A 15,730-nucleotide genomic window follows, 5' to 3' on the forward strand; every position below is an offset into this window, starting at 1 on the left:
GCCGGTCGCGCCCCGCGCGGGCGCGTGGATTGAAACTCTGCTGTGCAGTACTTTTCTGGTATGGCAGGGGCTGTCGCGCCCCGCGCGGGCGCGTGGATTGAAACTCAAGGCAAAAAAAGGAGCATCCCATGCAGCAAAAGCGTCGCGCCCCGCGCGGGCGCGTGGATTGAAACCGATCCCCGGCCCCTGACTCCAATCGCTTGCACTCAGTCGCGCCCCGTGCGGGCGCGTGGATTGAAACAGCGCGCCGAGGACTTGAGTTCCCTTTACCATTACGTCGCGCCCCGTGCGGGCGCGTGGATTGAGCCGCCGGCATCAATGCCGGCGCTAATTATTAACGCATCGGAATTCGTTGGGGCGCGATGCGCGCGGATCGAAACCGCCGGCACGAATACCGGATCTGCTCGTAAACGCGGGGGGATTCATTGAGGCGGGCGGATCGAACCGTTGTCGAAAATGCCGGTGCTCATTATGCATTCGCGGGGATTCGGACAGGCAAATGCGGTATGACCAGGCGGCATCCATCCCGGCGCCGGCAATTAACCTGTCGGCATACGCTCGGCCAGGCGAAAAATTTTTCGCTTGATTTCTGCCGAGAAAAAGCCCTCCCTGCTGAACCCCGCAGCGGCTGACGGATCAGCCGGTGCATTTTAGGTCTCAATATCCTTCACTTGGCTTTGTTCGCCTGTTTGCCGCTTGATTTTCGTGGGGATTTCGATATATTTCTCCGTACATAATTTCCGTTGAGATCGCATGAAACTGTTTTGGATAACGCTTGCCGTGCTTTCGGCTGCTGCAGCCGAGTCGCCGACAGCCGCTGATCCACTCTCGGAACCCTGGCGTTGGCGTCGATTCCCGCAGCTTGAAAATCTCGGCATCCGCTGCATGGCCCAGGGAAACGACGGCACTCTTTGGTTCGGCGGAACGGCCGGATTGGCCGCGTATGACGGACTGAATTGGCAGGTTTACGATTCCACGGCCTTTGATTTCAACGGACAGATCAATGCCGTGCTGCCGACCGACTCGGCTGTCTATATTTCCTCCCACGGCGGCTTGTGGCAGTTGGCTGAAGGAAAATTCCAACGCATCTTTCCAACCGCGTGGCCTTATTGGGTGGAAGTATCCGATATGGCGACCGTCCGCAATGCCTTGTATGCAGCCACCCGCTTTGGAATTTTGCGATATGTTCGCGGTCAACTGACCTTGTATACCCTTGCCGAGCAGGAGCAGGCAGTCAAGAAATTGGCGCCGTCGGCAAAGGTCGTCTTTTTACCCCAGCGGTTGGCGGTTCGCGAAGCCTGGCCCGAGGGCGCCGGTTTTTACGCTCCTTCCAACCTGGTGACGCAGATGATCGTTCAGGGGCCGGCGCAGCAGGCCGGACTCTTGATCGGCGATTATCTTCCGTTTTTCCTTTCTCACCCCAACTTTGAGCTCTTTTTTCTCGGCAGTCCGTCCGGCTCGCAGGCCGAGCTGCAGTTCCTGCGTTCGCAAAACCAGCCCCTGCAGAGCGTCAAAATACGCAGCGCCGCCTTTTCGGATTCCCTGAACATGTGCGAAGTGGAAATGCTCTGCCGAGACCGCCATGACCGCCTCTGGCTCAATATAAACGGCAGCCTCGTTTATCGCGTACCGGTGCGGCCCGACGGTGAACTCGATTTTCATGGCGCGGTTGTCGAAAAGCTTCCATTGGATCATCCCTATTCCCGCAAATTTGCCATGCACCATGCCGCGGACGGCAGATACTGGATGATTGCCGATGATCCGCTTATCGGCGTTTTGACTCGGAAAGAGTCGGATAAGGCTTGGAAGAGCATCGATTTGGCCAAAGCGGGCGGTTCCAACCAAAATTTGTCGATTATCGAAAGTCAGGACGGTATCATATGGATCACCGGCCACAGTGCGCTGCACGGTTTCGACGGGCAGTCTTGGCGCATTTACACCAGCGAAACCACGCTGTTGCCTCATGCAAGACTTTACGGTCTGTTCACCAAAGAAAAAGAATTTTGGCTCTTCGGCCTGGCCTCGCACGTCTTCCGTATCGACTACGGCAGCGAGACCTGGCATACCTTCCCGGAGATGCTGTTTCAGTGTCGGTCGCCGCTCAGCGGCGACTGGTTTCTCCGCTATGACGGCATCATCCTGCAGCATCATCAAGGCAAATGGAAAATCCATCATGTTTTGGACACGCCCATGGCGGCAGCCGTCATTCGCACCGGGGAAGTGTGGGTCTATGGAGGTGATAATGGATCCGCGGCGGCAGCTCGTTTCGACGGCGCGGCGTGGCAGGTTTATCGTTTTCCCGAACTTTCCGCCTGCATCGATTACCGCGCATTTTGCGAGCGTCGCGACGGAAGTTTGTGGTTCGGCGCCGGTTCGGATGCCTTTACCGACGCTCGACAAAAAGGCGGCATGATTTGCTTTGTCAAAGAGAACGGCATCTGGAAGCCGCAGCATTTAGCGCCGCCTGCAGTGCCGAAAGACGTCGTCAACTTGGCCGAGGACAACGAAGGCTGCCTTTGGTTCAGCGGCTGGCGGTTGTTCCGGCTGGATGGCAACGGCGTTTCTCCCGTCAATCAGCCCTCCGAGCTTGCCCTCCCGTGGATCGATGCGATGCTCAGCGATCCCCAAACAGGTGATCTGTGGATCAGCAAAGGAGGCACGGGTCTTTTCCAAAAAACCGCTGCGGGATGGCGACTACACACCCAGGCGGACGGCCTTGCCGACAATCTGGTTACAGCGATGTTGATCGATACCCTGAATCATCGCTTGTGGGCGGCCACGCCGAACGGCATCAGCGCCTATGATCCTGCCCTTCGCCAATGGAAGACCACCGTGCTGCCGCCGGAGCTGGTCATCGGTCGTGAAGGCGGCACGCTTCGGCTGACTCCTGACGGCCGAGTGTGGGTCAATCGCGCTCCGCGCTCATGGCACAAACGCTATCTGCAGCCCTTTGTCGAGCCCCGCGAAAGAATTCGTTGTATATCGTATCTTCCGGATCGGCAGGCGCCGGAAACTCGAATCGAGATGAGTAACCAAAGAGTGCCCCCCTCGGGCAACGCGTTGATCTCTTGGTCCGGCGAGGATGTCCGCCGCCGCACTGCCGGCGAGGAACTGGAATTTTCGACACGCCTGGACGGCGGACCGTGGTCGCCGTTCACACAGGAACGTCAAAATGTCCTCATCGGCCTCTCTCCCGGACGTCATACCTTTGAGGTTCGCGCCCAGGACCGCGATTTCAACATCGATCCGACTCCGGCCTCCATCGAATTCGTTGTGCTGCCGCCGATCTGGAGGCAGCCCTGGTTTATCGCTTTGATCTTGGCCTTTCTGGCCGTCATTCTGATCTATGAAATCCGCATTCTTCGCCGCAACCGCAGGATTCACGAGCTGGATCAGCTGAAGCTGCGGCTGTTTACCAATATCTCGCATGAGCTGAGAACGCCGCTGACCCTGATTTTGGGACCTTTGGAAAAACTGCGCGCCGCACGCGACCGCTACGATGAGGCAACTCTGCAAACGTTCGACCTGATGCATCGCAACGCCGTAAGGCTGTTGACTTTGGTGACGCAGATCATGGATTTCCGCAAAATGGAAGAGAGTACCCTGCGACTGGAGCCGAGCTTGGGCGATCTAGCTCAATTCATTCGCCGAGAATTGGAGACTTTTGCGCCGTATGCAGCGGAAAAGAATATTGCTTTACAATTCAAATCGGAACCCGCCTCGGTGTGGGCCGAATTCGATCTCGACAAAATGCAGAAAATCCTGCAGAACCTGGTCGGGAACGCCTTGAAATTTACCCCTGCCGGCGGATCGGTCTCGGTAACTTTGCGGCAGCAGGGCGAGGACGTTCGTCTTTGGGTCCAAGACACCGGCATCGGCATTCCGAAGGCGCATTTGCCGCGATTGTTCGAACGCTATTACCAGGTTTATGACAAACGGGCTCAGGCGAATCAGGGCGCGGGCATCGGCCTGGCTTTGACGCGCGAGCTGGTGGAACTGCACGGCGGCACCATTAGTGTGGACAGCGAGCTCGATAAAGGCACCCGTTTCGAGATCCATCTCCCCATTGCTGCGACAAAAGAAAGCGAGGCGCCGTATAAAGAGAGCGATGATCGACCGCTCGTTCTGGTCGCCGACGATCACGCCGATATTCGCCGCTTTATCGCCCAGGAACTGAAAGAGTTTCGCATCCTCCAAGCCGAAGACGGCCGCCTGGCATTCGAACTGGCGCTCGAGCACATGCCGGATGCGGTCATTGCCGACGTGCTGATGCCGAACATGGACGGCTTGGAATTGACCGCGTCTTTGAAGCAGCACGAGTTGACGAGCCATATCCCGGTGATTCTTCTTACGGCGCGAACTTCGCAGCAGCATCAGATCGAAGGGCTGCAGATCGGCGCGGATGATTATTTGACCAAGCCGTTTCAAGTCGAAATTCTTCGGACCAAACTGCATAATCTGATCAACATCCGTCGGGAACTGCGGGAGCGCTATCGTCGGGAGATCTGGCTCAAACCGCAGGACATTGCTCTTACCCCTCGGGACGAAGAATTCCTGAACCGCGCCATGGCGGTGATCGAGTCGCACATGGACGATGAAAACTTGAATGTAGGACTGTTTGCGCAGAAACTCGGCATGTCGGTGTCGTCGCTGCATTCCAAGCTCAAAGCGCTGACCGGTCAAACCTGCACCGAGTTCATCAACCATCAGCGCATGAAGCGGGCCGCAACTCTGATGGTCCAGGGCAAACTGAGCGCCAAAGAGGCTGCTTTTCGCGTCGGATTTTGGGATCAGGCCTATTTTTCCCGCGTCTTTAAAAAAGTCTTTGGACAATCCCCTACCCAATATACCAAATCCCGACCGCAATTACCCTAAAGCCGATTTGTAAAATTGTCCAAATCTTCCGCAAAATAGTCCTAACGTATCTTTGTCCATCCTTTTAAATTATGCCGTCATAAGTCATTTCATGATTGTTACGGAGGTATAAAGTCATGCGGTTTGTTTTATCCGGTTTGCTTATAGTTTTTTTGTTTGCATCTATCACGGTTTTCGCCCAAACAACACGAAAGCCGCTGCCGCTGGGGACTGAACCTGTCCGCGATGACGCTGCGTGCGACAGCCCGAGTTTCCTTGACGGATTGATGCTTGAAAGTCCCTATATCCATGAGTACACAGCCTACAAAGGATCGATTGTTGTCGACGGCGATTCGAGCGATGCCGATTGGCAGGCGATTCCGTGGGCGCGCTGCGACGCCTGGAAAAATGACGAAGAGAACCTCCCCGTCAAAATCACCTTTAAGGAAGAGTTCGACAAGGTGTGGACGTCCTGGCAGGATCGCGATATTCAGTTCAAATGGTTATGGAACCCAGATGCGGGGGTCATCTATCTGCTGGTCAAAGATATCGATGATGCGCGGGAATTGTCGCCTGCGGCTTGGGATGAATTCAAAGGCGCCGAATCTTTGGGCCAGGACTTGTGGAAAGGCGACTGCTTTGAACTCGGCTTTGCGCCGATGGTCAACAACGAGCCGCCGAAAGAGATGATATGGAAACACGAAGGCTATTTTATCGACGTCGACGGCATGGAACGCTTTTTCCCGGTGGCCGCAGGCTGGCAGGGCAGCGAGAATCCGCTTGAGCTTGTCGACGGAGACTGCCCCTCCACCTGGGAAGAGACCAGCGGCAAGGCCATTCGCCTCACCAAAAATGAAAGCGGCACGGTAAAGGTGTGGGAGCTGGCCCTCAAGCTGCTCCCGGGCATGGAAGAAGGCAGCGTCTGGGCCTGGGGTATGCAGGTGGATGAAGGCGACGAGTACATCGGCGACAACAATCGACAGGGCTACTTTATGTTCGGCGGAGGCAAGCGCAATCCCGGCACATGGAGCTCGATGCTGTTGAGCAGCGAACGCGTTCCCGCCGCGGCTGTGAAAAATCGCCCCGTTGTCGCTTCCGAGTTCCGCCTGTTGGGCAATTACCCCAACCCGTTCAATCCCAGTACGACTATCTCGTACATCCTGGATCGCCGTGCGCATGTGAATTTGAGCATTTTTGACGTCAACGGCCGCAAAGTGACCGAATTGGTCAATACCGAACAACCGGCCGGCGCCTATGCCGTACGCTGGGATGCGCGAGATGCGGCCGCAGGAATCTATTTTTGCCGGCTCCAAGCTGAAGGCCAAGAAGCAGTGCACTCCCTGGTTTTGGTTAAGTAAGGAAGAGGGGGCGGGCATTCCATATAAATGCCCGCCTCTGCCGGCTCTCGGTTGATTTTTTACGATAATTGCCTCTATAAAACCTACCTGCCATCTACCCCCAAGGCCGAGCAGAGCGATCTGCTCGGCCTCCTTTTTGCCGTAATAATCTTATGGCAAAACGCAATTGGCAAATAAATAGGTAGAATGCCTAAAAATCGAAAATCTGTATTCTTTAGCCTTATCGGGCTGCGCAGCAGCTTAGCCTTCCGGGTTTTCACTCCATACAGAACCTTTTTTCCCAAATTGCGTTTACCCCCAAGCCAAAACCGGCATGACCATAATATAAGCTGAGAAATTTTGGTATTGGTAAAAAAAGGGCCGTATTCATGAAGACTCGCTTTCTTTTTTGTGTGCTTTTTGCCGCCGTCGGTTTATTTTCCCAGGAGCACGTCGATTGGTCATACAATTCGGCGCTTTACGAGGTCAATTTGCGGCAGTACACGTCCGAAGGCACTTTTGCCGCTTTTCGGGAGCACCTCGATCGCCTGCAGGAGTTGGGCGTCTCTATTCTCTGGTTTATGCCGATTCATCCGATCGGCGAAAAGAATCGTTTGGGCAGGCTCGGCAGTTATTATTCGGTGCGCGATTATCTGGACGTCAACCCGGAATTCGGTACGCTCGAAGAGTTTAAAGAGCTGGTTGAGGAGCTGCATAGCCGCGGCTTTTATGTGCTGATCGATTGGGTCGGCAATCATACCGCCTGGGACAATGTGCTGACCGTCGAGCATCCGGAGTGGTACGTGCACGACGATCTCGGCCGCTTTATTGCGCCGCCCGGCACCAACTGGAGCGATGTCATCGAACTTGACTATTCTCAGGCCGAGTTGCGCCGCTACATGATCGACGCCCTCAAGTTTTGGGCGCTGGAGGTCGGCGTCGACGGCTTTCGCTGCGACGCGGTCGACATGATGCCGCGCGACTTTTGGGCGCAGGCGATCGCAGAGCTCAAGGCCGCCAAACAGAGTCTTTTTTTCCTCGCCGAAGTCGACAGCCGCGATTGGCACGACGTCGGTTTCGACATGACCTATGCCTGGGGTTGGTACGGCTTCGGCAGCGGCGTTCTCAAGCGCGTCGCCGACGGCAAAGCGACCGCCGCGGAGGTCAATTCGTACCTGCTCGGCGAAAAGAGCCGTTTTTCCGGCTGCTATCGCCTCTATTTTACCGCCAATCATGACGAAAACTCGTGGCAGGGCACCACGCGTGAGCTCTTTGGCGACGCCTCGACGCTCTTTTGGGTGCTCTCGGCGACAGTGCCGGGCATGCCGCTCATTTACAGCGGTCAGGAAGCGGGATTGGATAAACGACTCAAGTTCTTTGATAAGGACGAGATCGAATGGCGCGACCACCCCGATGCCGAGATCTTTCGCACCCTCCTGCAGCTGAAACGTCGCTGCAGAGCCCTGTGGAATGGTTCCGAAGGCGGCTCCTATCAGCGCGTCTACACCGACAACGATCGCAAGATTCTCGCCTTTCTGCGCAGCCGCGACGGGGACCGCCTTTTGGTTGCGGCCAACCTGACGGCCGAAACGCAGACTTTATCTTTTAAGGGCGAAACGGCATCAGGCCGCTGGCGGGAAGTTTTCAGCGGCGATACGCTTTCGGTGACCGCGCAGACGACCGTCACATTGCCTGCTTGGGGTTATCGCGTCTATGAAGGATTGACCTCGGATACCGGCATCAAGAACGGCGCCCGCCCGCCGTCCGTTGAAGAGAGTTGGGTGCGCGCTTTCCCCAATCCCTTTAATTCGGCTTTGGTTTTCCAAGTCGGCGCCGCAAACTCGGCGGTGATAGAGCTTTTTGATGTGCGCGGCCGTCGAGTCAAAAGGCTGCAGACGAACGGCGGAGCGATTTTCTGGGACGCCCGTAACGAAAACGGAGAACACGTCGCCCCCGGAACCTATGTTTACCGCGTGATTCATCCCGGCCGTCGGCTGCAGGCCAAAGTGGTTTATCTCCCTTAAGCCTTGACGGCACGGATCCGAGCTGCGAAGGAGACGGCAGAAACAGTTTCAAAATCGCTTGGGCCGGGCAACGGCAGCGAACTAAAAAAATAAAAAAGCGCAGGTCAGGCGGCCTGCGCTTTTTTATTCAGGATTCAGGAGGGTTATTTGAGCAGCGTCATCCGCTGGATAAGGCGATGGCTGCCGGCCTGCAGCACCGCGACATAGACGCCGCTGGGCAGGTCACGGCCGTCGAAAGTGACCTGATGCGTTCCGGCTTCATAGTAACCTTCGGTCAGCAATGCCGTTTCTCGACCCTGCAGATCGAAAACGCGCAGTGAAATCTGTCCGGCTTCCGGCAGGGCAAAAGTAAGCGTGGTCGTCGGATTGAAGGGGTTGGGGAAATTGGGATAGAGCGCAAACTCGGTCGGCAGAGTACCGAATTCAGCCGTTTCTTTGGCCAGTCCGGCCGGTACGATGCGGAAGACGGCGTTGCTTTGATCCCAAGGATTGCCGTCCGCCGTATCCTGGACCTTGATCAGGCATTGATTGGAAATGACATTCGGCACCAGCCAGTAATTATCACCTGCCGCCCCTTGATGTTCGGCGATGACCGTCCATGTGACGCCGTTGTTGGCGCTGAAGAGAATTTGCGTTAATCCGTTAAAAGCATACTCTCTCCATTTGATGATATAAACGGTGCCGGCAATCAAGGTTTCTCCGCCGTTGGGTTGAATTAACGTGATGGACTGCTTAGCCGGCGGCACAACGGCAAAAAAGCCGCGGTTTATGTCGGTGACGCCGGAGGAACCGCGGATCCTCATCACAACTTTGGGGCGGTTCAATGTCGCCGGGACGTTCCATACATAGGTTCCGGTGTTGGGAGCGCCGCTGACGACAGGCACGTTAAACGTTGCACCCTGATCGATGGAAAGGTCGATGTTGACGGTCGCACCGGCGTTAGTGGAATTCCACTGAATCGTATAAACCGTGCCGGGAGGAATCAAATCGCCCATTTGCGGAGCCAAGATGCGAAGCTGCGAGGTCGGTGTATTCGTCGGCACAAACGCCAGGTCATTCGTGATGATGATCTGGTCCAATCGCGTCTCTTTTTCGCGGTTATTGATCATGATGGTGTGCGGTCCGGCAGTAAAATTGAAAATCACCGGGTCGAACTGCGGATTGCTGTAATCGCCGGTGCCGCGATCTGAGACTCGGTCCCACTCGTACTTGTTGCTTTTCGGCGTTTCCCAGATCATTTCCGGACCGTTGTCGACCTTTACAAAGAACGAATTGGTGAATTGATCGCGGCCATTGACGCGGCCCCAGATGACATAATTGCCCGCCGTCGGAATAACCACCTGAAATTTCGCCCAGCCGCGACGATTGATGCCGTAGCCCATGATGCAGGCATTGCCGAACGCTTCGCCGTCCGTGACAACCTTCATCGGTCCGGTCAGCACCGCGGATTCCGCTTCCAGAGTGATGGTCGTTGCGGCAGTAATCTGATGTGTCGCCGACACCGGCTGCAGAGTGTCTGCTCCAAAAAGCATCAAGGGAAGAACAGCCGCTGCAAAAAGAAGAAAAACGCTTTTCATAATGCTGCTCCTTAACTTAAATTGTTGATTGTCGGGTATAAAATTTTACTTCCCATAGCAATATATCATCTGTTGCAACGTTTTGCAGAGAAAAATTTTTCCGTTGTAACTCTATGTCGATGCTAGTTCAACCTGCTGACCCTACTTACTGCCGAAGCGGCAAAGGTACTTTTAATACCTTTCCTGAATGAAAGGGCTATATCCGATAGTAAGCCATAAGAAACGCTATGGCTACAAGATTCGTGAGGTTGGAAAAGCTTATTATATCAATCAGAACGAAAGTCGAAAAATGGCCAAAGTCGTAAGCAAGTCAATTCTATAAACAATATTCGCCTATAGAAATTTCCTGTTTTATTTTTTTATAATCTATTTATACATTTATCGCTTGAAATTCATATCCTATTTCGTTAAAGTTTATCAACTTAAAAACAGGAAGGGATCTAATGAAAACAAAAGCACTCGTTTTTGTGGTGACGTTATGTATTGGCGTTTCCGCCTACGCGGGCGGGAAGGTGCTCGAAGGCTTGAGTATGAAGAGCAAGATTCTGCCTTATGCAGTCAATTACTGCATTTACCTCCCCGAAGGGTACGATGAATCGACCCGCCGCTATCCGGTGGTCTATCTGCTGCACGGCTATTCGGATCAGGAATGGGCGTGGGTGCAGTTCGGCGAGGTACAGCTGGCCGCCGACCGCGGCATTGCTGAGCGCGAAATTCCGCCGATGATCATCGTCATGCCGGACGGCAAAGTGACCTTTTACGTCAATGATTACCAAGGCAAAGACCGTTGGGAGGATATGTTCATCCAGGAGTTCATCCCCTTTATCGACGCGACCTATCGAACGCGGCCGCAGAAGGAATTCCGCGGCATTTCCGGCTTGTCGATGGGCGGCTACGGCTCGCTCAAATTTGCCATGCGCTACCCCGATCTGTTTGCCGCCTGCGCCGCCTTCAGCGCCGCCGTGTGGGAAGATGATGAGCTGATCGGCGAAAATACGCGCCGCAATTACAATGACTTTTTCGGAAAGATTTTCGGGCCGTTGGTAGACGGCCAACTGCCGCCGTATTTTCGCGAGTATCATCCTTTGGACTTGGCCAAAATGCGACCCGTCGAGGAGTTGAAAAAGGTGCGCTTTTACATTGACTGCGGGGATGATGATTTTCTCATCAACGGCAACATGGCGCTGCACAAGGTGATGAGGCAGCGGCAGATTCCGCATGAATTTCGGGTGCGCGACGGAGGTCATACCTGGCCGTATTGGCGGACCGGCATAACCGAAGGACTCAAATTCATCGGCGAGAGTTTTCATCGCTTTTGAGTGCAGCGGAAGAAAATTGATCTCGACCTCTCATCGCATGAGATCACGCAGCGACGAGCAGATCCGCAGCAGTTTTTAGCAGCTTTTCTATGCAATTTACCGGAACAATCTTCTGCGGCCTTGGGTTTCAGTACCACGCGGTTTAGAGGGAAAGGCATGAAGGAAATCGGCATAATTGTACAGGTCGACGATGGTCGCGCCGTGGTGCAGATTAACCGCAGCGAGAACTGCGGCTCCTGTACGGCCTGTCAAGCGTTCGGCGAAAATGTGATGCGAGTGGAGGCCGCCAACCCGATCGGCGGTCGCGTCGGCGATCGTGTTCAAGTGGTCATCGAGCCGCGCCGGGTCGTAAAGAGTGCCGCCCTGGTGTTTCTGTTGCCGCTCGTCTTTATGGTCGGCGGCTATTTCGTCGGCGCCGCTTTGTGGTCTGCTCATCGCGAACCGGGCGGCATTATCGGCGCAACCCTCGGCTTGAGCATGGCGTTTTCGCTCCTGCGTCTTATTGATCATCGGTACGCCGCCACCCTACAAGATGACGCCGTCATTGAAAGAATTGTTTGAACAAGAGGCGAATCGGAATTGAGAATGAAAAATTTGGGGTTTTTTTGCCTGCTGCTGTTTACAGCCTATGCCGCCGGAGGAGCGGAGCTTAGGCTGCTTTCTGCAGGTGAAAAGCAGCTTTTCGTGGAATGGACTTTGGATTCTTTGTTGCGGCGCGAAGTGCCTGGCAAAGAGGAAATTTTTACAGTCCTTTCATTTACCGGCGCCGATTGGTACGGCGAACTCGGCGGACCGCGCCTGCCGATCAAAAATGCGCTGGTCGGCCTGCCGATCGAGGGGGAGGCGCAAATCCAGGTCATCGAAGATGAGACCGAGACTCTGACGAATCTTCTTCTTGCCCCGACACCCCGTCTCGAGCGGACGGAAATAGGCTTTCGCGAAATCTATGAAATAAATCCACAGCTCTACCAGGCGTCCGCTCCGACCTTTTCTGAACCGGTTCGCCTCGACGAACCTTACTGGTTTCGCGATCAACGTGTCGCCGCATTGCACATCTTTCCTGTTTCCTATGTGCCGTCGCGCAGAGAGGCGGTAGTGCACAAGAGGATGGTCATTCGCATCGATTTTCCGGCAACCAACGATCTGCCGGTCGCCCGCCCATCGGACGACGAACCGCTTTATCGGTCGCTGCTGCTGAACTATGAACAGGCGCGAACTTGGCGACGGCAGACGTCACCGGCCCTCCGCCGTCCGGCGATGAGTCAATTTGCCGGCGACAATTGGTTCAAGATCGTTATTTCAGCCAAAAATGCTCCTAACCGCGAGGGCATCTACAAACTGACCGGCGCAGCGCTCAAGCAGGTCGTCGGCGGCGCGGCCTTGGCATCGATTGACCCTGCAACCATTCAGCTTTTCAACAACGGCGGTAAGCCGATTTCCACCCAAGTGGTTTTGGCCAAGAACGATACGCTCATCGAAACGCCGATCGCCGTTGTCGGCGGCGAAGACGGCCGTTTCGACGAATCCGACTATATCCTTTTTTACGGCCGTTCCGTCGAAGGCATCGAACATCAACCGAGCAAAAGTAGGCTGGCGCATTATATCAACCCCTACACCTACGACAACTGCTACTGGTTGACCTTTAACAAACGGCCGGGAAAAAGGATCAAGACAATCGCTTCTCAAGAAGTCAATGACCTTTCCCCGCAGCCGTCTTTTCGCGACCTGATGTGGGTGGAAGAAGAGCGCTTTAATATTTTCAAGTCCGGCATCACCTGGTTGGGAAGGGAATTGACGCGCAGTAACAGCGCCTATTCGGTCACCTTTAAAATGCCGCATGCCGTACCTCAGGACGAAGCAACCTTTCGCTTTTCCTTGGCTTCGATAACCTCCGGCACGCACTATTTTACCTTTTACGCCAACGGCAATTTCGTCGGTCAATATTCTCAGTACGGTTCGCCGTACAGTTTTCCTTTGGCAGAGGCCTCCTTTTCGGCCGCCGGCGTGCTGATAAAGGGAGACAATACGGTCACCATCAACTACAGCGCAGCTACGGACGCTTCGTTTTCTTATGTGGATTACCTGGAAGTCGAGTATAACCGCCTTTTCCAAGCCGAAGACGAGCAGCTGCTGTTCTTTGCGCCGTTGAGCGGCGAGCGTGTCCGTTATCAGCTGCGGGGATTTTCGAGCGCCGATGTACGCGTATTTGACGTCACCGACATCGGCAATATTCGCGAGATCATTCCCGCTGCAACGGCGAACGGCGTCATCGATTTTGCCGATTATGGTAATCCGATTTTAAGAAAGCGCTATGCGGCCGTCTCTGCCGCCGGTTACAAGGCGGTGGATCCGGCGTGGATCAGCCGCCGCAGCATAGCCGGACTGCGCAATCGCTCCGTCAAGGCCGATTACATCATCATCACCTATGACGATTTCTATCAACAGGCGCTGCAGCTCGAAAGTCTGCGCGAAAACTGGAATCCCAAAGACCGTTTAGAAACTGAAGTCGTCAACTATTCCGACGTCATCAACGAGTTCGGGTGGGGTCAGCCGGAGCCGGCGGCCATCCGCAATTTTCTGGCCTGGGCGCAGGATCATTGGGGCAACCCCCGCTACGTTCTACTGATCGGCGACGGTCACTATGACTATAAAAACCTGCTGCGGCAGAATGCGCCCAATCTGATCATTCCTTTCGAAACCGAAGGCACGAGCGAGAACAACACCCGAACAACCGACGATTGGTATACCTATACCCGCGGCGAGAATGCGGGCATGCAGATGGCTGTCGGTCGGCTGGTCGTGCAGAGCGTCGAGGAAGCGCAGGCGGTGATCAACAAGATCGTGCAGTACGAAACCAATCCCGAATACGGCGAATGGCTTAAAACCGTCACGATCGTTGCCGATGATGAATATACCGACCGCAGCGATAACGAGACCATTCATACAGAGCAGGCGGAGCGGCTGGCGGAAAACTATGTGCCCGAGCTGCTGCACGTGAAAAAGATTTATATGATCAATTATCCGGCAGTCAAGACCGCCAGCATTTCGGGACGTGAAAAACCCAAAGCCACCTTGGACCTGTTGGAACAAATTAATCGCGGTTCGTTGATCGTCAACTATATCGGGCACGGCAACGACGAACTTTGGGCGCACGAGCGGGTGCTGATGCGGGCGCGCGATTTCGACAAGCTGCAGAACGGTCGGCGCACGGCGTTGTGGGTGGCGGCGACCTGCGAGTTTGCCTATTGGGATCAGCCGCGGCAGCAGAGCTTTGCCGAGGACATTCTCAACGCCGCCGGACGCGGCGCCGTCGCCATGATCTCTTCGGCGCGCTTGGCGTTCTCGGATCAAAACGCCGCCTTTAATTACCAACTCTATCGCGAGCTGTTCAAGGGTTACGAAAACACCGGCCTGACGCAGCGTTTGGGCGATGCGATCGTGCTGGCAAAGGCGGTGCAATGGGACAAGCGAAACGCGGAAAAATATGCTCTGTTCGGCGATCCGGCCATGCGGCTCTGCACGCCGCGTTACCGCGCCGTCATCGAGAGGATGAGTCCGGACAGTATCCGCGCCCTCAGCCGCATGACGGTTGAAGGCTATATTGAGGATCAAGGCCGACGGCTCGAACAATACAACGGCCTCATGCTGGTTCGCGCTCTCGACACGCGCAGGCAGTACACCTACAGAAGCGAAGCGGGGGCGCAAATCCCGAATCTTTATGCTGAAGGCAACACCTTGTTTCGCGGCATCGTTAAGGTGGAAGCCGGGCGTTTCCAGGTTCGTTTTATCGTTCCCAAGGATATTTCCTACGGCGGCGACGACGGCCGCATCAGCCTCTATTTTTGGAATGAGGAAAGTTCGGGCGCCGGCGTGCGCAGCCGCATTCCCGTCGGCGGCACCTCCACGGCCCTCATCGACACACAGGGCCCCCTCATGACGCTCGATTTCGGCAACGAAAAGTTCGCCCCGGGCGATTATGTGGGTCCCCGGCCGACGCTGCGCCTGACCATTGAGGACACTCTCAGCGGCGTCAATACCGCAGGCGACATCGGCCACCAAATCATGCTGACGCTGGACAACGATTTTGCCGCCTCGCGCGACATCACCGAGTATTTCACTTACGACGAGGGCAGCTATACGCGCGGCACGCTGCTCTATCCCCTGATGGATCTAACCTCCGGCGAGCATACCCTCATGGTCAAAGCGTGGGACAATTCCAACAACTCGTCCATCATCGAGACTTTTTTTACCGTGGCCGAAGAGTCGCAGCTGGAAATCCGCAACCTGGTCAATTTTCCCAACCCCATGGAAAGCTCCTGCACCTTTCATTTCGAGTTGAGCCGCGACGCCGAGGTTTCGATTAAAATCTACACGGTCGCCGGCAGGCTGATCAAAAAGCTGCCGCCCATGCCTTGCCGTGTCGGGTACAACGTCTATCCCGAGGCTTGGGACGGCCGCGACGAGGAGGGCGATCCGGTCGCCAACGGCGTCTATTTCTACAAAGTCACAGCGCGCAGCCGCAACGGCGACAAAACCCTCTCGGCCGAGGCGGTGGAAAAGGCGGTGGTGGCAAGGTAGCCTTTTCGCCGAAATCGACGGTTTTTGTAGGGGATAAAGGG

At 55.2% G+C, this 15,730-nt stretch carries 7 protein-coding genes and 1 CRISPR repeat array; of the genes, 6 read left to right on the top strand and 1 reads right to left on the bottom strand.

Features of this window, described 5'->3' with window-relative positions:
• Window positions 1–4: 4 nt before the first annotated feature.
• A CRISPR array of direct repeats spans window positions 5–308; the repeat unit is 32 nt; unit sequence GTCGCGCCCCGCGCGGGCGCGTGGATTGAAAC.
• A gap of 445 nt (window positions 309–753) precedes the next feature.
• The 3 genes from ONB24_14485 to ONB24_14495 all read left to right on the top strand — a co-directional run bounded on the left by ONB24_14485 (window position 754) and on the right by ONB24_14495 (window position 8,215).
• Window positions 754–4,875, top strand: coding sequence for an ATP-binding protein (locus ONB24_14485; protein ID MDZ7317317.1), 4,122 nt, complete (start codon window positions 754–756; stop codon window positions 4,873–4,875).
• Window positions 4,876–5,141: 266 nt separating this feature from the next.
• Window positions 5,142–6,212, top strand: coding sequence for a T9SS type A sorting domain-containing protein (locus ONB24_14490; GenBank protein MDZ7317318.1), 1,071 nt, complete (start codon window positions 5,142–5,144; stop codon window positions 6,210–6,212).
• A gap of 368 nt (window positions 6,213–6,580) precedes the next feature.
• A complete protein-coding gene (locus tag ONB24_14495; GenBank protein ID MDZ7317319.1) occupies window positions 6,581–8,215 on the top strand; it encodes an alpha-amylase family glycosyl hydrolase in 1,635 nt (544 codons plus the stop codon).
• A 143-nt stretch (window positions 8,216–8,358) separates the two neighbouring features.
• On the opposite strand, the gene ONB24_14500 is transcribed toward ONB24_14495, so the two are convergent.
• Window positions 8,359–9,792 carry a T9SS type A sorting domain-containing protein gene (locus tag ONB24_14500; protein ID MDZ7317320.1) on the bottom strand — a complete coding sequence of 478 codons (1,434 nt, stop codon included), beginning with the start codon at window positions 9,790–9,792 and terminating at the stop codon, window positions 8,359–8,361.
• 443 nt (window positions 9,793–10,235) lie between these two features.
• On the opposite strand from ONB24_14500, the gene ONB24_14505 reads away from it, so the two are divergent.
• The 3 genes from ONB24_14505 (at window position 10,236) to porU (ending at window position 15,689) form a co-directional block, all read left to right on the top strand.
• Window positions 10,236–11,111: an esterase family protein gene (locus ONB24_14505; GenBank protein MDZ7317321.1), complete on the top strand. Its 876-nt coding sequence runs from the start codon at window positions 10,236–10,238 to the stop codon at window positions 11,109–11,111.
• Window positions 11,112–11,267: 156 nt separating this feature from the next.
• A complete protein-coding gene (locus ONB24_14510; GenBank protein ID MDZ7317322.1) occupies window positions 11,268–11,672 on the top strand; it encodes a SoxR reducing system RseC family protein in 405 nt (134 codons plus the stop codon).
• Between the two features lie 24 nt (window positions 11,673–11,696).
• Complete coding sequence (gene porU / locus ONB24_14515) at window positions 11,697–15,689, top strand: type IX secretion system sortase PorU (GenBank protein MDZ7317323.1); 3,993 nt, start codon at window positions 11,697–11,699, stop codon at window positions 15,687–15,689.
• Window positions 15,690–15,730 lie beyond the last annotated feature (41 nt).

Source organism: candidate division KSB1 bacterium (assembly GCA_034505495.1).
Taxonomy (GTDB): domain Bacteria; phylum Zhuqueibacterota; class Zhuqueibacteria; order Residuimicrobiales; family Krinioviventaceae; genus Fontimicrobium_A.